The organism is Arsenicitalea aurantiaca (assembly GCF_003994485.1).
GTDB classification, from domain to species: Bacteria; Pseudomonadota; Alphaproteobacteria; order Rhizobiales; family Devosiaceae; genus Arsenicitalea; species Arsenicitalea aurantiaca.
In genome coordinates this window covers 23,974-42,265 of record NZ_RZNJ01000008.1, presented here as the reverse complement: position 1 = coordinate 42,265, position 18,292 = coordinate 23,974, and the positions used below count along the sequence as shown (strand labels likewise).

Below are 18,292 nucleotides of genomic sequence, written 5' to 3'. Positions count from 1 at the left end.
ATGTCCCCCGAGCAAGCGCGACCCGTCCGGTTGGCCAATCTGCATAAGCGCTTCGGCGGCTTCGTCGCCCTTGAAAACCTGTCGCTTGATATCGAGGCGGGCGAGTTCCTGACCTTCCTCGGCCCGAGCGGGTGCGGCAAGACGACGACCCTGAAGATCGTGGCAGGGCTGCTGACCCAGGAATCGGGAGAAATCTACTTTGGCGAGAGGCGCATCGACACCCTGCCGCCCAGCCGTCGCAACATCGGTCTCGTCTTCCAGAATTATGCCCTCTTTCCGCACATGACTGTCCGCGAGAACATCGCTTTCGGTCTGAGAATGCGTAGGTGGCCTGCCGCAAGACAGGCCGAGCGCGTCGAGGAGATGCTGGCGCTGGTGCGCCTGCAGGGCATGGGAAACCGAAAGCCGGAGCAGCTGAGCGGTGGCCAGCAACAGCGCGTGGCCGTAGCGCGTGCATTGGCTTTCTCGCCCGACCTGGTCCTGCTCGATGAGCCGCTGTCGAACCTGGACGCCAAGCTGCGAGAAGAAGTGCGGCTGGATCTACGCAATATCCAGCGTCAGTCGCACCAGACCACCGTATTCGTGACCCATGACCAGATCGAAGCCCTGGTCATGAGTGATCGCATCGTGCTGATGAACAGTGGACGGATCGAGCAGATCGGCTCGCCGCAAATGCTCTACGACGAACCGGCCACCGAATTTGCCGCGCGCTTTGTGGGTGCCAACAACCTCGTGCCGGCACGGCTTGAGGTTGTAAACGGTGAGGCCGCCGCTCGGACCGGCAGTGACGTGCACGTCCGCCTCAATACCGTGGTCCCGGGCCTCGCCGATGGAGCCGACATCTGGATGTGTGTGCGTCCGGAAAACATCCACATCATCACGGGCGAGGGGAGTTCGGACGGGTCGGGCGCGACCGTCCTGGATATGATTTTTCAGGGCACGACGGTTCTCGTCGACCTGGAAAGCGATGGGCTGGGCAGCCTGCGCGCCGAGGTTCCCGCCCGGCATGTCGCCGGCATCGCTGCCGGCCAGCGGGTCGGCCTGACTTTCGCCGCCGCCCATGCCGTGCCTCGCTCCTGACCCTAGCAGAAAGCCCGTACCGTGTTCGACATGTACTCTTCGGCCATCACTCGTGGATGGTTTAGCGCCGACGCCATCGCCATGTGGGACGACAGAGCTACGATCAAGGCCTGGATCGAGGCCGAGATCGCGTTGGCCAGAGCTCAGGGCGAGTTGGGCATGATCCCCGCCGATACCCATGAGCGAATGGCCGCTGCGGTCAGCGTGGACAAGTTCGACATGGACAAGATGGCGGCCGACGTGTCGGCCATCCTGCATCCACTGGTACCCTTTCTGCGTCAGTTCGAGGCGATGTGCCCAGACGACGTCGCAGGCTACCTGCATTGGGGTATCACCACACAGAACATCTTCGATACCGGCGCTGCATTAAAGCTGAAGCGTACGCACGAAAAACTCGTCGCCGATCTCGACCACTGCGTGTCGGTGCTCGCGAGCGATGCCAGACGCTACGCATCGACCATCCAGGCTGGCCGAACCCATGGTCAGCATGCGGTGCCAGTGACCTTCGGTTACCGGCTTGCCGGTTGGGCACTCGAGTTGCGACGGCAGCGGGAGCGACTTGTCGACGCCTCTGCTGATGCACTCGTGGGGCACTTTGGAGGTGCGGCCGGCACGTTCGGAGCGATGGGTGGACGTGGCCGCGAGGTTCAGCAGCGCGCTTCGGAAATTCTTGGCCTTCGGCCGGTCCGTGTGCCCGCGCGCTCAAACTTCGACGGCATGGCGAACTATATGAGCGCCCTGGGGGTGCTTGCGGGCCTTATAGAGAAGATGGCGGTAGAGATCGCGTTCCTTCAGCGGACCGAAATCGCCGAAGTCCACGAGAAGTTCGAGTATGGGCTCGTGGGAAGCTCCACCATGGCCCAGAAGCGCAACCCTGCGCGATCCAACAACATCATTGGAGTTTGCCGCCTCCTGAAGGCACGCATTCCGATACTGCTCGATTCGCTGGTCCGACTGAATGACGCCGACGCGGCCACGAGCAATGTGGCCGATGTGACGGTCCCCGAAGTCGCCGTGATGGGAGCGAGCCTGGCCGAGAAACTCGCCCTCGTCCTTTCCGGTCTCGCCGTGGACGAGGAGAAGATGCTGGAGAACTTCTCACTCACCAATGGCATGATCATGTCCGAAGGCATCATGATGGCGCTCGCCCCTGCCATTGGCCGTGGGCATGCCCATCATGTGCTTTACGACGCGGTCTCCCAGTCCCTGGACCACGGACAATCTTTCAAGACCGCCATCCTGTCCCACCCTGCGCTCGCAGATCGCGACGGCACCCTGCAACTCGCAGACCTCGTCGAGCCGCAGCGCTATGTCCGGGAAATCGTAGACTGGATCGAGGAGCAGATGGTGTCTCTGATCGAATGACGAGACGGCCATCCTTGACGATAGCCCTACCCTTCGCCTGAGAGGCTGCATTGCAGCTTTGGCATCGGCGAAAGCTGGGGGGCATCGAAACCAGGGGCATCGCGCCAGTACTCTGCGACCCCGCCGATCCCCATCCGTGCGTTCCGGGCCCAGGCGCCACTGACTTCCACCAGACGAGCACGTCATCAGACTCTACCGCAAACTGCTCACCCAGAAGGACACCAAAATGCTTGAGGCGACACTGACATTCGACCGCTCGGACGTCATCGGTGCCACGGACCGTCGATTGTTCGGAGCCTTCGTCGAACATCTGGGTCGCTGCGTCTATGGCGGGATTTACGAACCGGGCCATCCGACGGCAACAGATGATGGGTTCCGTGGTGACGTCCTCGAACTCGTGCGCGAACTCGGCGCGACCATTATCCGCTATCCGGGTGGCAACTTTGTCTCAGGCTATGATTGGGAAGATGGTGTCGGACCTGTCGAAGATCGCCCAAAGCGGCTGGAATTGGCCTGGCTGTCGATCGAGCCGAATACGTTTGGTACCAATGAGTTCATCGACTGGTGTCGCAAGGGTGATCTGGAGCCGATGCTGGCGGTGAACCTCGGCACCCGGGGGCCTGATGACGCGCGAAAGCTTCTAGAATACTGCAACTTCCCCGCCGGAACAAAATATTCGGACTTGCGCCGTGAGCACGGCTGGGAAAAACCGCACGACATAAAGTTCTGGTGCCTCGGTAACGAGATGGACGGTCCGTGGCAGATGGGAACAAAGACGGCGACCGAGTATGGGCGGATCGCCGTCGAGGCCGCCAAGATGATGCGGACAATCGACCCGAGTATCGAGCTCGCAGCGGTGGGGTCGTCGGGGCGCAACATGCCGACTTTCGGGGCATGGGAACGCGAAGTGCTGCGGCACACATTCCATCAGATCGATTTCATCTCGCTGCACACCTATCTCAACGATCAGGCCAGGGACACGCCGGCTTTCCTCGCCTCGTCTGACGCGATGGATGACTTCATCGAAGAGGTCATCGGTATCGCCGACGAGGTTGCGACTGAACTCGGATCAGACAAGCGCATCGACCTCAGCTTTGACGAATGGAACGTTTGGTACCGGACCCGCAGCGGCAGCGACCGCACGCTACCCGGCTGGCCCGTCGCGCCGTCGATCCTCGAGGAACGATACACGATGAAGGATGCGCTGGCCTTCGCCGGCGCCTGCATCTCGCTGCTGAACCACGCCGACAGGGTCAAATCCGCGTGCCTCGCGCAGCTCGTCAACGCCATCGCTCCTATCCTCACTGAAACAGGAGGACCTGCCTGGCGGCAGACAATATTCTGGCCGTTCGCGGACTTTGCCAACCTCGGCCGCGGCGATGTTCTGCGCTCGAGCGTAAACTCGCCGACCTACGCGACCGTTTATCATGCCCCTCGAGGGGAAAACGACTTTGCGCATGAAATGCCGGCCGTCCCCTTCCTAAAGGCGGCCGTGGTATATTCGGCCGAGGAGAAGATCGTAACGCTTTTCCTCCTTAACCGCAGCCTCGACGAAGCCATGTCCGTCGCCATCGATGGCACCGGCTTCTCATCCCTCACGCCCGACACCGCCACCGTGCTACGTCACGACGATCTCGAAGCGATCAACACCCGTGATCAACAGCCGGTGTTTCCAGCGCCCTTGCCGGCGTTTGGGGCGGACGACAAAGGCCGTATAACCCTGCCACCGGCCTCATGGACGGTCGTTCGGATGAAATGCGAGCTGTGAAATGTCGTGCTTGGGCTGCCGTCCCCAGTCCGGGCGCCTGCTGAAGTCATATCGCGGCGATCTGTTCTTTGTTGACCCTATAGATCTTCATGCGTCGGCCTTCTGCTGCAGCGGACGTTATGAAAATCTGGAGGATACCCAGAGGCTTACCTCGGCCACAGCCGAGGACCAAGCCCCTCACCCCAGGTGCGCGACGGGGAGGGTGGAGCAGTGGAGGGCAGAAGGGGTCTCCGGCCCGGTGAGAATGGTGTTTCGCGCGATCCTGCGGTCGGGGTCGAGGTCGTTGCCGGGAGAGACATTGGGGCAGATGTCGAAGCGCGGGAAATTGGACGACGCGACTTCGATCCGCACGCGGTGGCCTTTGGCAAAGCGATTGGCGGTCGGGTAGAGCCTGATCTCGAAGCGCTCGGGCTCGCCCGGCGAGAGGGGAACGGCCTTCTCGAAGCCATCCCGATAGCAGGCCCGCAGGATGCCGTCTGACAGGTTCATCGCAAACCCGTCGGGATAGACATCGACCAGCTTGACCGTGAAGTCGGTATTTTCGGCGTCCGACCGGGCAAAAAGCGCGACCGACACATCGCCGATGAGGACCAGATCCTCGCTCAAGGGCTCGGTTTCGAAGACCAGCACATCGTCGCGCTCGGCGGTGGCGGGCGCGCTGTCGTCCCCGCCGAAAAAGCGCGCATCGGCACGCTGGTCATAGGCGCCGCCTTCCATGAGCGGCGCACCCGAAGTGATCGGCCCGCCAATGGTCGGCACCGGCCGGGCCGGGTCGGCTAGATAGTCGTGACGGCCTTCGCCCGTCGGCAGGCTGCGGGAGAGGCTGCCGCCACGATCGAGATAGAGGCAGATCGGTTCGGCCTGCTCGGGCGGCCAGCTTCGGGCGCTGATCCACGCTCCGCCATGGTCCCTGCGGCCACTATCGAGCGTCCTGCCCGATCCGCCGCCCATGACGAAGACGCGCACCGGCATGCCCGGCGCGGGCTCGCCGTCGAGCACGTTGCGGAAATAGGCAATGCGCCAGGTGACGAAATCCTGCCCCATGCCGGCCTCGAACGTCGCGGCGGCGCCGAAATCGACGTCGCCAGCATAGGTCTTCGAGCGCGCGCCATGGGTCCATGGGCCGAGGATGAGCGAGGTGGGGTGCCCGAGCGCCCTGAGGCCCGAAAAATTCTCGACGGCGGTCACCGCATAAGGGTCGTACCAGCCCGAAATGTGCACCGACGGCATTTTGGCCATCCGCTCGTAATAGCCGGCCGCATAGAGCGAGGGGATTTTCCAGTAGTCGTCGAACAGGGTCTTTTCCCACTGCTCGAAGAGATAGTCCTCATAACCCGGCACGGCGCTGAGGGGCGAGTTGCCGCGTGACCACGGCATCGTCCTGAACCACGCCTTGAGGTCGATCGCTTCGAGCGCGGCGCGCTTTTCGGGGTCCGCCGCGACTTCGCGGCTGCGCAGCGCATGGCGGAAGGCCCAAGTGGCCTGTTTGAGTTCGAGCGCACCGCCGAAGCGGATGCCGCCCTGATAGGCGTTTGAAAAGCCGCCGCAATCGAGCAGCATGGCCTTCAGTCCCGGCGGGTTGAGCGCGGCAGCGGAAAGCTGGGTATGGGCCGAATAGCTGAGCCCGAACGTGCCGATGCGCCCGTCACACCAGCCCTGGGCATGGATCCATTGAAGCGTGTCGAAGCCGTCCTCGGCCTCGCCGCGATATTTGGTGAAGCGGCCTTCGGAGGCGTAGCGCCCCCGGCAGTCCTGAAAGACGACCGCAAACCCCGCCCCGACGAAGAAGCCGGCGAGCTCCTCGCGCCCGAACACACCGGGGTGGTCGAGGGTGAACTCATTGGCGCGCGGCTGGGTCTTGTCGTAGGGGGTGCGCTCCATGAGGACGGGCCATGGTCCGTCCCCCTCCGGCAGGAAGATATCGGTCGCCAGCCGCACACCGTCGCGCATGGGCACCATCACGTCGCGCAGGACGGTATCCACGATGGACGGTGCGGGCAGTGCCGATACCATGACGCCTAGTCCGCGCTCGAGAGATTGGTCATCAGCGAGCGCCCATCGGGGCTCGGGGTGAAGACGAGGCCTGCGCGCACCGCCCAGTTATTGCCTTCCCAGTAGAGCGGGGTGATGGCGAAATCCTCCATCGCGATGCGCGCCGCCTCCTGCAGCAGGCGTTCACGCTCGGCCTCGTCGAACTCGGCGAAAGCGGCCCCCAGCGTCTCGTCGAATTCGGCGTTGGAGTAGCGGAAGCGGTTGTTCGAACCCCAGCCGCGCGCCTCGTCGAACGTTGCGAGCACATTGCGCAGCCCGAGGCTCGTCTCGCCGGTGGTGATGCCGAACGAGAAGAGGAAGGCCGAGAATTCCCGTGCGGTCGCCCGCGGCGAATAGACGTTGAACGGCAGGGTCTCGACCCCGACATCGAGGCCGATCTGCGCCCACATCTGCCCGACGGTCTGGGTGACGATGCCGTCATTGATGTAGCGGTCATTGGGGCCGTGGACGGTCAACCCGAACCCCTCGGGATACCCGGCTTCGGCGAGCAGCTCGCGGGCGCGTTCGGGATTGTATTCGGTCGGCGCCAGATCGGGATTGTGCCCGAAAATGCCTTCGGGCCCGAACTGGCCGGCCGGCTCACCGGAATCGAACTGGATGCGCGAAACGATGGCCTGCCGGTCGATGGCGAGCGCCAGAGCTTCGCGCACGCGCCTGTCGAGGAAGGGATTGGCGTCCGTGCCCGTGACCATGGGGGTGGTTTCCCCGCCCTGGTCGAAGCCCATATAGACCATGCGGGCCGATGCAGCCGAGATGACCTCGACACCATCGAGGGCGCGCAGGCGGTCGAGGTCATTGGGCGGCACCGCATCGATCATGTCGACTTCGCCCGCCTGGAGCGAGGCCACGCGCGACGCGTCCGAGGAGATGAAGCGGATGGCGATCTCTTCGAAATCGGGGACATCGCCCCAATAGGCGTCATTGCGGGCGATGACGAGCCGGTCGCCCGGCGTATAGGAAACGAACCGGTAGGCGCCGGTGCCGATCGCAGCGTCGCCGAAGCCGAACTGGTCCGAGCCGACGCCATCGCCGATCTCATCGGAGACGATATAGATCGTGCCCAGATCGTTGAGCAGGGTCGGGGCGGGGTCGGTCGTCACCACCTCGATCGTGTAGTCGTCCAGAGCGGTGATGCTCGCGATGTTGGCCACGCGCTGGGCGAAGGGTGCGGGGCTGTTCTCGATCGCCGCAACGCGCTCGACTGAGAAGATCACGTCATCGGCCGTGAAGGGCGAGCCATCGTGGAAGGTCACGTCATCGCGCAGGCTGAACGTCCAGGTCAGCTCGTCCTCCGCCACGCTCCATTCGGTGGCGAGCGAGGGCGCGAAGCCTCCGGTGTCCGAAAAGCGGACCAGCGTATCGAACATGTTGAGCGCGATCTGCTGGTTCTGCCCGGTGGTCGCGAACTGGGGGTCGATCGAGCTCGGCTCGGCCTGCAGCGCCACAGTGAGGCTCTGCGCCAGCGCCGGTGAGCCGGCCATCAGGGCGGCAAAAGCCGTTCCGAGGGCCAATGTTCTGAGCGTCGTCTTCATTGCTTGGTTCTCCCTTTGAAATTCAGCGGTCGGTCAGACCTTGTGGCAGGCCACGCTGCGACCCGGAGCCACCTCGCGCAGGTCGGGCTTGACCTTTGCGCAATGGCTGTCGGCGATGGGGCAGCGAGGGTGGAAATGGCAGCCGGACGGCGGATCGAGAGGCGAGGGGATCTCGCCCTTGACCGGCTCGAAGACGCGCTTGCCGGTTACGAGGCGCGGCACTTCGTTGAGCAGCGCGTGGGCGTAGGGATGGAGCGGTTTTGCGTAGAGCTCCGGCGTCGGGGCGCTTTCGACGACGCGCCCCAGATACATGATGACCACGCGGTCCGAGATATGTTCGACCACGCCAAGATCATGGCTGATGAAGAGATAGGCGAGGCCGAGTTCACGCCGCAGGTCCATGAAGAGGTTCAGCACCTGCGCCTGCACCGACACATCGAGCGCTGATACGGACTCATCGCAGACGATGAGCTCGGGCCTGACCGCGAGCGCGCGGGCAATGGCAATGCGCTGGCGCTGCCCGCCTGAAAACTGATGGGGAAACCGTGTGCGATAGGAAGGATCGAGCCCGACCTTCTCGAGCAGTTCGGCGACATAGGCGTCGACCGCCCTGCCCTTGACCAGCCCATGATGGCGCGGGGCCTCGCCGATCACCCGGTCGATGCGGTGGCGGGGGTTGAGCGAGGAGAGGGGGTCCTGAAAGACCATCTGCACCCGCATCCGGTCCTTCGCGCTTCCCCCGCCTTCAAGTTTATTGCCCCGCCAGTGGATGGTGCCCTCGCTCGGGGCGTGGATGCCGGCGGCGACGCGACCGAGCGTCGACTTCCCGCATCCCGATTCCCCGACGAGCCCGACGACTTCCCCTTCGTGAATATCGATCGAGACATCATCGACGGCATGCACCGTCTGCTCGGAAATCCGGGCGCCCAGACGGCGCGCGATCTTGCCGGCGAGATCGATGCGCTTGGAAAAGCGCTTGGACACGTTCTGAAGTTTGAGGAGCGGCTCGGCCATCATGCAGGCTCCCTGCTCTCTAGGGCGACTTCCTCGTGAAACCAGCAGCGCGAAGCGCCGGTCGCGCTTTCGATGAGCGGCGGATGGTCCTCGCATTTTGCCCTGGCGAACCGGCAGCGCGGCTTGAACCGGCAGGCGGTGCCGCGATTGACCGGGGAGGGCGTCGATCCGGGGATCTGCATCAGCGGCGCGCCGCGCTTGTTGCGCGAAGGCACCGAACCGATCAGCCCCAACGTATAGGGATGGGCAGGCCGGGAGATGACCCGGTCGACCGGCCCCTCTTCGACGACCTCGCCCGCATACATGACGACGACGCGATCGGCGAAACCCGCAACGACCGAGAGATCATGGGTGACCCACATCACCCCCATGCCGCGTTCCGCCACCAGCCCCTGCACGAGCGCGAGGATCTGCGCCTGGATGGTCACATCGAGCGCGGTCGTCGGCTCGTCGGCGATCAGGAGGTCGGGATCGTTCAGGAGCGCGATGGCGATGGCCACGCGCTGGCGCATGCCGCCCGAGAACTGGTGCGGATAGGACCGCATGCGCTCGTCGGGCGCGGGAATGCCCACCCGCGCCAGCGCATCGCGGCAGATCGTCCAGGCGTCTTTCCTCGAAATCTTGCGATGGGCGCGCAGGGTCTCGATCATCTGGGTATCGACCCTGAGGACCGGATTGAGCGTCATCATCGGGTCCTGAAAGATCATGGCGATCCGGTTGCCGCGCAGCTGGCGCATCGCTTCGGGGCTGAGCGCGCTCAGATCCTGCCCCTGAAACCGCATGCTGCCGCCGACGATCTTGCCCGGCTTGCCGATCAGCCCCATCACGGAGAGCCCGGTCACCGACTTGCCCGAGCCCGATTCCCCGACAACCGCCAGCACCTCGCCGCGATTGACCTTGAAGGAGACCCCGTCCACCGCCTTGACCGCCCCGCGCTCGGCGAGGAAATGGGTCTGGAGGTCCGCAATTTCCAGCAGCGCGCTCATTGGGCGTTCCGTGGGTTGAGGATGTCACGAAGCTGATCGCCAACGAGATTGATGGCGACGATGAGCACGAGCAGCGCGATGCCGGGATAGACCGAGATCCAGTACTGGCCTGAAAGGATGAACTGGAACCCGTTCGAGATCAGCAGCCCGAGCGAGGGCTGGGTGATCGGCAGGCCGACCCCGAGGAAGGAGAGCGTGGCCTCGAGCGCGATGGCCGAGGCGATCTCCACGGTGAAGATCACCATCATCGGCGGCATGCAATTGGGCAGCAGATGCCCGAAGACGATCTTCCATTGCGGCAGGCCGAGGCATTGGGCAGCCTCGATATATTCCTTGCGCCGCTCGGCCAGCGCAGCCCCGCGTACGGTGCGGGCGAAGGTCGCCCACTGCACGACGATCAGCGCGATGATGATCTTGTCGATGCCGCGCCCAAGCACCGCAAGCAGGATGAGCGCGATCAGAATGGCGGGGAAGGAGAGGTGCAGGTCGACGATCCGCATGATGATCGTATCGACCCGCCCGCCGAAATAGGCCGCCGCCAGCCCCGCCGCGAGGCCGATGAAGAGTGCGATCGTACAACTCACCACCCCGACCCCGAGCGAGATGCGCAGCCCGTACATGATGGCCGAAAGCATGTCGCGGCCCTGACCATCCGTGCCCAGCACATAGGTCATGCCGCCCCATCCGGTTTCGCCGGGCGGCAGCCGGTTGTCCATGATCGAGAGGGAAGCCAGGTCATAGGGGTTCTGCGGGGAAAGCAGCGGCGCGAAAATCGCGATCAGCACGACAAGCACGAGCAGCAGGAGCCCGAACATCGCCGTCCAGCTCTTGGCGAACTCGCGCACGACACGCCGCCATGGCGCTTCGCCTTCGATGGCCGGTGGCGCGGGATTTGGCGTCGGCGTCACGCTTGCGATCGTCATTGTCCCGCCTCCTCAAGCCGGATGCGCGGATCGATGATCGAATAGAGAATGTCGACGATGAGGTTGAGGGTGATGAACACCACAACGATCACCATGAGATAGGCAACGATGATGGGCCGATCGAGGACATTGATGGAATCGATGATGAGCTTGCCCATGCCCGGCCAGGCGAAGATGGTCTCGGTCACCACCGCGAAGGCGATGAGGCCGCCAAAGCTCATGCCCACCACCGTCACCACCGGAATGAGGATGTTGCGCAATAGGTGAATGAAGATGATGCGACGCTCGCGCAGCCCCTTGGCGCGCGCAAACCGGATGAAATCCTGCGGCATCACCTCGAGCGTTCCGGCACGCGTCAGCCTGATGACGAGCGCAAGGAGCCCCACGGCGAGGTTGAAGGCCGGCAGCGCGATATGCCGGAGCCCCTCGAGGGTAAAGAGCGAGGAGCGCATGCCGAGAAACTCCCCGACAGGCCCGCGACCCGTGACCGGCAGCCACCCGAGCGTCACCGAGAACAGGAGGATCAGCATGATCCCCTGCCAGAAATTGGGCAGCGAGAAGCCGAGGATCGAGCCTGCCATGATGGCCTTGGAGGAAACGGCGTTGGGGCGCAGGCCGGCCCAGAGCCCGAGCGGAATGCCGATCACCACGGCAATGAAGATGGCCGCGAAGGCCAGTTCCAGCGTTGCGGGCATGCGCTCGAAAATGATGTGCAGCGCCGGGCGGTTGAAAACGAAGCTCGTTCCGAAGTCGCCCTGCAGCAGATTGCCGAGGAAGATGAAGTATTGCTCGTAAAGGGGGCGATCGAGGCCGAGCTGCTGGATCAGCCGCAGGCGCTCGGCCTGCGTTGCTTCGGGGTCGATCAATATATCTGCAGGATTGCCGATGGCGAAGACACCGGCGAAAACCAGCACCGACATCACAAGAGCGACGAGCACAGCCTGCAACAGACGCCTGATGATAAAGACCATTCGGCACCCTCTCTCCGTTTGGGCCCTCGGGGGCTCGTGCCTTGCCCAACCAGCCTCGGCCATGCACTTGCGCAGTGCAATCTTATGATCTACCCAAATGAGTGTATTTGCCGGACAAATAGATCGGGGCTGAGGCGATGCCCGAAACGGGGATTGAACTGCGCCATCTGCGGGCCTTCCGCGCGGTGATGACGGTGGGCTCGACGCTCCACGCCGCCAAGGTGCTGAGCGTGTCCCAACCCTCGGTCAGCCGGCTGATTTCAGAGCTTGAAACCGCGCGGGCGGAGGTCCTCTTCGAACGGCGACAGGGGCGGCTCTATCCCACCGACAGCGCGAGACAGTTGATCGAAGAGGTCAGCAGGGCGCTCGAAGGCGTCGAGGCCGTCGCCAGCGCCGACCGCTGGGGCCAGCGTCCCCTGAAGATCGCGACGCCCCACGGCCTGGCGACCAGCCTCCTGCCGCCCGTTCTCAGAGCCATGCAGGAGCGATATCCCCGGCTCAAGTTTTCGGTCGATCTCTTCACCTATCACGAGGCGGTCAACGCCGTTGCCATGCGTCGCGCCGATATCGGCCTCATCAAGACCCCGGTCGATCACCCCGCCATTGCGCTCGAGGAACTGGTGACGGCCCCGACAGTGGCCCTGATCCCCCAGGACCACCCGCTGGCGCGGCTCGACATGGTGCGCGTACGCGATCTGCGCGGCGTGCCGCTCGTCCTGCTCGGTCGGCATCGCCCGTTCCGCGTCCAGCTCGACGAAGCGATGGAGAAGGCCGGCATCGTTCCCAATGTCGTGCTCGAGACGCATGCGGTGGATGTGGCGCGGTCCTTTGTCGAAGCGGGCATCGGCATTACCCTCGCCAACGCGCTGATCGCCAGCCGCGAGGTTCGCCCCAACATCGCCGTGCGCAGCTTCGAGATCAGCCTGCCGCACACCTTTGCCGCCATCACCTCACGCAATGCGCCGACGCCCTCGATCGTGACGACGGCGCTCGAGCTGATGAAGATCACCAGCCGGAAACTGGTCGAGGCGCGCTCCTGACGACCCTGGGGTGTTGGCAAGGCCATGAGGGGGCATGCGGCCCAGGTCATTTTCGGAACCCTGCGCGCGTTGACGCGGTTGGTCGCCTGACGGTCACGAACGCCGAACATGAGGAGGCGCAAAGTGTCGCTCGAGCGTTTTCCGAAGCCCGGTACGGGTCGTGCGATCTGGAATGGTTTGCGGTGCAGGTGCCCGCGCTGCGGGGAGGGCAGGCTCTTTCCCCGCTTCATCGAACAGGTCGCGGCCTGTCCGGTGTGCGGTGAACCCCTCGCGCGCTACGCGGTCGGGCTCTTCCTGCCCTTCATCATGATCATGATCGTGGCGCATGTGCTGATCTTCGTCATGCTCGAGATGGAACTCAGCGGCCGATCGAGCCCGGCAGCCTATCTGATGGTGATGGTGCCGCTTTCGGTTCTGGTGCCGCTCCTTCTGCTGCGTCCGGTGAAGGGCGCCATCATCGGTTTTCTCTGGGCCCGCGACCTCAGCGACGCGCTGGAGTGAGCTATGTGGCAAAGCGCCCCGAGGCTTTTCGGAACGCATGCCGGCCCCGGGGGGTTCTGCCTCTATCAACCGAAAGGAGACATCCAATGGACCATAGCAACCACGTGCGGCTCACCCCGAGCGAGCTTACCCCCGACATCCTCGAGGGCGCGACGATCTATGGCGCGGACGACCACAAGGTCGGCAAGGTCGACCACGTCCATGGCGGAAGCTCCGTCATCGTCGATGTGGGCGGGTTCCTGGGCATTGGCGCCAAGCCAGTGGCGGTGCCTCTGAGCGACCTGCAGTTCATGCGCGACGAGGATGGCGACGTCCATGCCGTGACGAGCTGGACCAAGGATCAGCTCAAGGAGATGCCCGAGCATCACCACTGAGCAAAGAGCCCGGCGCGAGCCGGGCTTTTTCTTTCGGGGTAAAAGACGGAGGCGCGGCCCTCCGCAGCGTGGAGGCCAAATAGGTCTTAGCTGTCAATACGATGACAAAGATTCACTCCTGTTGAATTGCGCAACGTCCTCCCGGGGAACGGGTTGAAAGGGGCGGGCGGACAACAAGGAGTAAGAACAATGAAAACTCTCGCCAAGATCGTGACCACGGCAGCCTTTCTCGTCGGCACCTCCACTGCGGCGCTGGCCCAGGCGGATGCGGGCGGCGCAGTCGGTGCATCGGGCGGCGTCAGCGTCGATGCCGGTGGCGTCGGCGTCGATGCAGGCGCAAACACCAATGCAAATGCCGGGGCGAACGCCAATGCCGGCGGCGCCGGCGCCAGCGGGAACGCTGCGCTCGGTGCTTCGGCAAGCACCAATTACGGCTCAGTGATCTCGAGCCTGCGCACCTCGAGCATGACGGCGGCCGACATCGAAGGGCTGGCCGCCGATATCGAGGTGGAGGTGATCACCCTCTCTGAACTCAAGGGCAATGCGGCAGAGAACGCCAATGCGCTCGATCAGGCCGTGAACGCGCAGACCTCGACCCTCGCGGATCTCCGGGCTGCCATCACCGCCAACAGCGAACTGCGCGCCGAAGTCGAAGCCGCCCTGAGTGCCGAAGGCGACTTCACGCTCGAGGACGTCGTGGCCATCACCGCCTCAGGCGAAGGCAATCTGACCCTGATCGTCGACGACGAGGCTTAAGCTCTCGGGCGGCCCCTGCGGGGGCCGCCTTTTTTTTCCGGTCAATCCTGGCGACGAATGACGTATCGGAAAATGTCTTCGGAAGGCTCGACGCCGAGGCCGGCTCCGGTCGGGACGGTATAGGCACCCCCACTGCAGGCCATGTCGCCCGTCGTGTAGGCGAGGTTCCGGTCGAAGACGGAATGCTGATATTCGTGATAGGGCACGTTTTGCAGGCTGGAGGCGGCCTGCAGGCTCGCTGCCATGAAGATGCCGATGCTGATCGAGGCGTGGGGAATGACGTTCATGTGGAACGCCTGCGCCATGCGGCCGATCTGGACGAACTCGGTAATTCCGGTATGCCCGATTTCGGGTTGGACGATGCTCATGGCGCGCGCTTCGAAGCGCGGGCGGAACTCGAAAACGGTTCTGAGCTCCTCGCCGAGCGCCAGGGGCACGCCGATGCCGCTCGCGACGCGGGCCTGCCCTTCGAGATTTTCCGGCTGCACCGGGGCCTCGGCGAAGTAGAGGTTATGGGCCTCGAGCCGGCGAATGAGGCGGATGGCTTCGGCGGCTTCGAACTTCCAGTGCAGATCAACCATGATGTCGATCGCTGGGCCGACCGCTTCGCGCAAGGCGGCCATTTCGGCGACGATGCCCTCGTCGGACATTGCTGCGGCGAACTTGATGCCCTTGTAGCCTTTGCCGATCCATTCGAGGGCCAGATCGCAGCGCTCCTGGATGGTGGCGCGCGGAAGACCCGACACATAGGCTGGAAGGGTATCGTGGCGTCGTCCGCCAAGCAGCGTCGAGACCGGGACGCCGAGCACCTTGCCGGTGAGGTCGTAGAGGGCGATGTCGATCCCGCCTAGGGCATCGAGGTAAAAGCCGCCGAAGAAGCCGCGGACGCGCATCAGATCATAGAGGTCTTCGTGGATGACCACTGCATCGGCCGGGTCCCGGCCGATGAGCACGGGACCGAGCACATCATCGATGATGGCCTTGGTCGCCTCCGGGGCGACGATGCCATAGCACTCGCCCCAGCCGACCTTGCCGCTTTCGCCTGTAATCCGGACAAGCAGCGTCATGTCGGTCGAGGGATAGATCGTCCGGTTGCCCTTGCGCACTAAATAGCCGCGGGCATTGATCGTCTCGCCGGCCTTGAGGGGCCCGAGATAGGGCGTTTCGCGCGGGATCGAGATGATGAAGGTCTCGACCTTCGCGATGGCGTCCACAGTGTTAGCCATCAGCTGGGCCTGTGGTTCGAATAGGGAAGGTCGGCATCGGCAAGCAGCAGGGCGAGTTCGGCCCGATCGCCATCGTCGAATTTCGGACCCTTGCCACGTACGAAGGTATTGGCGATGACCCCGCGGCGGCGCAGCACTTCCTTTGTCATGTGCATGCGGAAGACGGCCTGGAAGTTGAGGAGCGGCAGCGAGGCATAATAGAGCCTGCGCGTCGTCGCGACGTCTCCTGCCCGCCAGGCGTGCATCATCTGGGCGTGAATGTCGGCAAGTTCGGCGGCCGGCATGGTGCCGGCGGCGCCGCGGGCAAGCTCGTCGGTAATATAGCGTCCGCCCGCCCCACCGAAGATGGCTTCTACCGTTTCACCGGCCGCCGCCTTGATGCGCGTCAGGTGCTGGCCGCATGGCGCTGTCTCTTCCTTGATGTAGCGGATCTCGGGCACCGCATTGGCCACGGCCGCCGTCTCTTCGGGCGTGAGGCCGGCGCCGATGGGCCGAGGCTGGTTCTGCAGCATGATCGGGATTTCTGCGCCCGTTGCCACGGCTCGGAAATAGGCGATCTGCGCTGGAATGTCGTTGCCGAGCCCGAGCGGAGCAATGACCATGGCGGCAGCCGCGCCGACAGCCGCTCCCTGCGCGACATGGCGAGCCGCGATCTGCGGATCGGGATCGCTGGCGCCGATGATGATGGGGATCCGGCCACCGATGCGTTCGGCCAGCACCACGACCTGGCTCCGGCGCTCCTCGGGGGTGAGCGTATCGACCTCGCTTGCGACGCCCGGATAGACCACTCCATCCACCCCGCTTTCGAGGACGAAATCGATGACCGAGAGGAAGTCGGCGGCGTCGATCTGGCCATCGTCGCGGAACGGCGTCGGCAGCACGGGAAAGGCACCGGAAAGGGTTCTGGACATTATTTTACGGCTCCGGCGGTGACGCCCTGGATGAAGAAGCGTTGGAGGAACATGAAGGCGATGACGATCGGCGCGGATGCCATCAGTGAGGCGGCCATGGCGCCGCCCCAGTCGGAATTGACTTCGTTGAGATAGGTCAGCAGCAGGCCCGGCCCGATGGTGCGCTTGCTGTCCGATACGATCAGGGTCATCGAATACAGCAGGTCGTTCCAGCTCCACATGAAGGAGTAGAGGAAGACCGTGACGATCGGTGGGATCGAGATGGGGATGACGATGGTGTGGAAGATGCGCAGATCGCTTGCGCCATCGGCGCGCGCCGCATCAATCAGCTCGTCGGGCACCTGCGCAAAATAGCTGTAGAGCATGTAGGTCGAGACCGGCAGCGCAAAGACGATGTAGCTGAGGATGAGCCCGAGCTGGGTGTCGAGCAGGTTGAGGCTGCTCATCATCGGATAGATGGAGATCAGCAGGAGCCCGAAGGGGAACATCTGCGCGCTCAGCATGAAGAGCATGACCGGCTGCCGCCCGAAATACCGGTACTTGGCGAAGCTGTAGCCCGCATAGAGCGCCAGGACCGTCACCAGCAGGGCGCTGGCGCCCGAGGTGATCAGCGAATTGGTCAGATACATCGGCAGCTTGCCGCGGGTGATCGCGTTGGCGAAATGCTCGAGCGTCGGCATGACGGGGGCCGGCGTCGGAATGATCTGATAGAGCTCGGCATTGCCTTTGAGCGAAGAGATGACGAGCCAGTAGAGCGGGAAGAACAGGAAGAAGCCGATAAAGAGCAGCGCCAGCCCGAAGACGACCTTGGCGGTGGTCGAGGAGAGGTCGAACATCAATTGTTCCCCTTGATCAGCATGCGCAGGTAGAGGAAGGCCGGCGGCAGGAGGGTGGCGACCCATAGCACCCCGATCGCCGAGGCGATGCCGATATCCCATTGCTCGAAGGCGCGCCGATAGACCTCGACCGAGAGCACGGCCGTGGCGCGCACCGGGCCACCCCCGGTGAGGGCGTAGATGGTGTCGAACTGCTGCAGATTGCCGATCACCCCGAGCACCACCACGATGATCAGCACAGGGCGCAGATGGGGCAGGATGTGATCACGCAGGATCGCCCAGTTTCCCGCGCCGTCGACGCGGGCGGCGTCGATCTGCTCGCGATCGAGATTTTGCAGACCGGCGAGGAAGAAGGCCATGAACAGGGGAATGGAAAGCCAGATCTTGGTCATCACCACTGCGAGCATCGCGCCCTGCGGGGTCGAGAGCCAGGCCTGCGGATACTCGATGAGGCCCATTTGCAGAAGGAGCGCGTTGAGCACCCCATAGCGCGAATTGAAGATCCAGCCCCAGATGAAGGCGGAGACCGTGGAGGGCAGGACCCAGGGCAGCAGCGACAGCGAGCGCAGCACACCGCGCCCACGGAAAGGCTGGTTCATCAGCAGTGCCCACCCCAGGCCCAGCACCAGAGTGCCGAGGGTCGTGAGCGTGACGTAGATGGCGGTGGTCGCAAACGAGCCCCAGACGGCCCGGTCGCCAAGCAGGCGCCCGAAATTGGATAGGCCGGTCCATTGGGGTGACATCATCTCGACCGTGTATTGGTAGAGCGACAGACCAAGAGCCTGCAGGAACGGGTAGAGAATGATGGCGGCGAACGCGATCGCCGCCGGCAGGAGCATCAGGAGGCCGATGCGGGACTGACCCGCCTTGAGGCCGCGGCGGCTGGCCCGGGGCGATACCGGATAGTGGGAAAGCTTGGTGTCGATGGCTGCCATGTCGGACCTCTCGATGGAGCCG

The 18,292-nt window shown here is 63.8% G+C and carries 17 protein-coding genes; 7 read left to right on the top strand and 10 right to left on the bottom strand.

What is annotated here, in order from left to right; all coding sequences use genetic code 11:
• The 3 genes from EMQ25_RS17015 (at position 1) to arfA (ending at position 4,213) form a co-directional block, all read left to right on the top strand.
• The gene (locus EMQ25_RS17015; protein WP_127189813.1) at positions 1-1,080 is read left to right on the top strand and encodes an ABC transporter ATP-binding protein; all 1,080 of its coding nucleotides are present in this window, start codon (positions 1-3) and stop codon (positions 1,078-1,080) included.
• Positions 1,081-1,110: 30 nt separating this feature from the next.
• Entirely contained in the window at positions 1,111-2,445 is a 1,335-nt protein-coding gene (locus EMQ25_RS17010; protein WP_244606637.1) for a class-II fumarase/aspartase family protein, read from the top strand.
• Between the two features lie 226 nt (positions 2,446-2,671).
• Positions 2,672-4,213, top strand: coding sequence for an arabinosylfuranosidase ArfA (gene arfA, locus EMQ25_RS17005; protein WP_127189811.1), 1,542 nt, complete (start codon positions 2,672-2,674; stop codon positions 4,211-4,213).
• Between the two features lie 177 nt (positions 4,214-4,390).
• Here arfA and EMQ25_RS17000 read toward each other — a convergent pair whose 3' ends face one another.
• Genes EMQ25_RS17000 through EMQ25_RS16975 form a run of 6 tightly spaced genes read right to left on the bottom strand, consistent with a single transcriptional unit; the run spans position 4,391 to position 11,691 of the window.
• The gene (locus EMQ25_RS17000; RefSeq protein ID WP_127189810.1) at positions 4,391-6,226 is read right to left on the bottom strand and encodes a CocE/NonD family hydrolase; all 1,836 of its coding nucleotides are present in this window, start codon (positions 6,224-6,226) and stop codon (positions 4,391-4,393) included.
• A 5-nt stretch (positions 6,227-6,231) separates the two neighbouring features.
• Entirely contained in the window at positions 6,232-7,797 is a 1,566-nt protein-coding gene (locus tag EMQ25_RS16995; RefSeq protein ID WP_127189809.1) for an ABC transporter substrate-binding protein, read from the bottom strand.
• A 33-nt stretch (positions 7,798-7,830) separates the two neighbouring features.
• On the bottom strand, positions 7,831-8,811 hold the full coding sequence (locus tag EMQ25_RS16990; protein WP_280177649.1) for an ABC transporter ATP-binding protein: 981 nt from the start codon (positions 8,809-8,811) through the stop codon (positions 7,831-7,833).
• Positions 8,811-9,797 (bottom strand): ABC transporter ATP-binding protein, encoded by a 987-nt coding sequence (locus EMQ25_RS16985; protein WP_127189807.1) that lies wholly within the window; start codon positions 9,795-9,797, stop codon positions 8,811-8,813. Before EMQ25_RS16985 ends, EMQ25_RS16990 begins: the two co-directional genes overlap by 1 nt.
• Positions 9,794-10,720, bottom strand: a complete 927-nt coding sequence (locus EMQ25_RS16980) for an ABC transporter permease (protein WP_127189806.1) — start codon at positions 10,718-10,720, stop codon at positions 9,794-9,796. Before EMQ25_RS16980 ends, EMQ25_RS16985 begins: the two co-directional genes overlap by 4 nt.
• On the bottom strand, positions 10,717-11,691 hold the full coding sequence (locus tag EMQ25_RS16975; RefSeq protein WP_127189805.1) for an ABC transporter permease: 975 nt from the start codon (positions 11,689-11,691) through the stop codon (positions 10,717-10,719). The genes EMQ25_RS16980 and EMQ25_RS16975 overlap by 4 nt, the downstream gene beginning before the upstream one ends.
• 137 nt (positions 11,692-11,828) lie before the next feature.
• Here EMQ25_RS16975 and EMQ25_RS16970 point away from each other — a divergent pair, with 137 nt between their 5' ends.
• The 4 genes from EMQ25_RS16970 (at position 11,829) to EMQ25_RS16955 (ending at position 14,362) form a co-directional block, all read left to right on the top strand.
• Complete coding sequence (locus EMQ25_RS16970; RefSeq protein ID WP_127189804.1) at positions 11,829-12,731, top strand: LysR family transcriptional regulator; 903 nt, start codon at positions 11,829-11,831, stop codon at positions 12,729-12,731.
• Between the two features lie 123 nt (positions 12,732-12,854).
• A complete protein-coding gene (locus EMQ25_RS16965; protein WP_158626126.1) occupies positions 12,855-13,232 on the top strand; it encodes a DUF983 domain-containing protein in 378 nt (125 codons plus the stop codon).
• Positions 13,233-13,318: 86 nt separating this feature from the next.
• Positions 13,319-13,606 carry a PRC-barrel domain-containing protein gene (locus EMQ25_RS16960; protein WP_127189802.1) on the top strand — a complete coding sequence of 96 codons (288 nt, stop codon included), beginning with the start codon at positions 13,319-13,321 and terminating at the stop codon, positions 13,604-13,606.
• Between the two features lie 189 nt (positions 13,607-13,795).
• A complete protein-coding gene (locus EMQ25_RS16955; protein WP_127189801.1) occupies positions 13,796-14,362 on the top strand; it encodes a nicotinate phosphoribosyltransferase in 567 nt (188 codons plus the stop codon).
• A 41-nt stretch (positions 14,363-14,403) separates the two neighbouring features.
• Here EMQ25_RS16955 and EMQ25_RS16950 read toward each other — a convergent pair whose 3' ends face one another.
• From EMQ25_RS16950 to EMQ25_RS16935, 4 genes are read right to left on the bottom strand one after another with little or no spacing between them, the layout of a single operon-like run.
• On the bottom strand, positions 14,404-15,588 hold the full coding sequence (locus EMQ25_RS16950) for a mandelate racemase/muconate lactonizing enzyme family protein (RefSeq protein ID WP_192895692.1): 1,185 nt from the start codon (positions 15,586-15,588) through the stop codon (positions 14,404-14,406).
• Complete coding sequence (locus tag EMQ25_RS16945; protein ID WP_127189799.1) at positions 15,588-16,499, bottom strand: dihydrodipicolinate synthase family protein; 912 nt, start codon at positions 16,497-16,499, stop codon at positions 15,588-15,590. Before EMQ25_RS16945 ends, EMQ25_RS16950 begins: the two co-directional genes overlap by 1 nt.
• On the bottom strand, positions 16,499-17,335 hold the full coding sequence (locus EMQ25_RS16940) for a carbohydrate ABC transporter permease (RefSeq protein ID WP_127189798.1): 837 nt from the start codon (positions 17,333-17,335) through the stop codon (positions 16,499-16,501). The genes EMQ25_RS16945 and EMQ25_RS16940 overlap by 1 nt, the downstream gene beginning before the upstream one ends.
• A complete protein-coding gene (locus EMQ25_RS16935; RefSeq protein WP_158626125.1) occupies positions 17,335-18,270 on the bottom strand; it encodes a carbohydrate ABC transporter permease in 936 nt (311 codons plus the stop codon). Before EMQ25_RS16935 ends, EMQ25_RS16940 begins: the two co-directional genes overlap by 1 nt.
• Positions 18,271-18,292 lie beyond the last annotated feature (22 nt).

Coding starts and splice junctions, on each gene's coding strand:
- EMQ25_RS16970 (WP_127189804.1), top strand. CDS start 11,829: ATGCCCGAAACGGGGATTGAACTGCGCCATCTGCGGGCCTTCCGCGCG.
- EMQ25_RS16950 (WP_192895692.1), bottom strand. CDS start 15,588: ATGGCTAACACTGTGGACGCCATCGCGAAGGTCGAGACCTTCATCATC.
- EMQ25_RS16975 (WP_127189805.1), bottom strand. CDS start 11,691: ATGGTCTTTATCATCAGGCGTCTGTTGCAGGCTGTGCTCGTCGCTCTT.
- EMQ25_RS16980 (WP_127189806.1), bottom strand. CDS start 10,720: ATGACGATCGCAAGCGTGACGCCGACGCCAAATCCCGCGCCACCGGCC.
- EMQ25_RS16985 (WP_127189807.1), bottom strand. CDS start 9,797: ATGAGCGCGCTGCTGGAAATTGCGGACCTCCAGACCCATTTCCTCGCC.
- EMQ25_RS17000 (WP_127189810.1), bottom strand. CDS start 6,226: ATGGTATCGGCACTGCCCGCACCGTCCATCGTGGATACCGTCCTGCGC.
- EMQ25_RS16945 (WP_127189799.1), bottom strand. CDS start 16,499: ATGTCCAGAACCCTTTCCGGTGCCTTTCCCGTGCTGCCGACGCCGTTC.
- arfA (WP_127189811.1), top strand. CDS start 2,672: ATGCTTGAGGCGACACTGACATTCGACCGCTCGGACGTCATCGGTGCC.
- EMQ25_RS16960 (WP_127189802.1), top strand. CDS start 13,319: ATGGACCATAGCAACCACGTGCGGCTCACCCCGAGCGAGCTTACCCCC.
- EMQ25_RS17010 (WP_244606637.1), top strand. CDS start 1,111: ATGTACTCTTCGGCCATCACTCGTGGATGGTTTAGCGCCGACGCCATC.
- EMQ25_RS16935 (WP_158626125.1), bottom strand. CDS start 18,270: ATGGCAGCCATCGACACCAAGCTTTCCCACTATCCGGTATCGCCCCGG.
- EMQ25_RS17015 (WP_127189813.1), top strand. CDS start 1: ATGTCCCCCGAGCAAGCGCGACCCGTCCGGTTGGCCAATCTGCATAAG.
- EMQ25_RS16955 (WP_127189801.1), top strand. CDS start 13,796: ATGAAAACTCTCGCCAAGATCGTGACCACGGCAGCCTTTCTCGTCGGC.
- EMQ25_RS16940 (WP_127189798.1), bottom strand. CDS start 17,335: ATGTTCGACCTCTCCTCGACCACCGCCAAGGTCGTCTTCGGGCTGGCG.
- EMQ25_RS16990 (WP_280177649.1), bottom strand. CDS start 8,811: ATGGCCGAGCCGCTCCTCAAACTTCAGAACGTGTCCAAGCGCTTTTCC.
- EMQ25_RS16995 (WP_127189809.1), bottom strand. CDS start 7,797: ATGAAGACGACGCTCAGAACATTGGCCCTCGGAACGGCTTTTGCCGCC.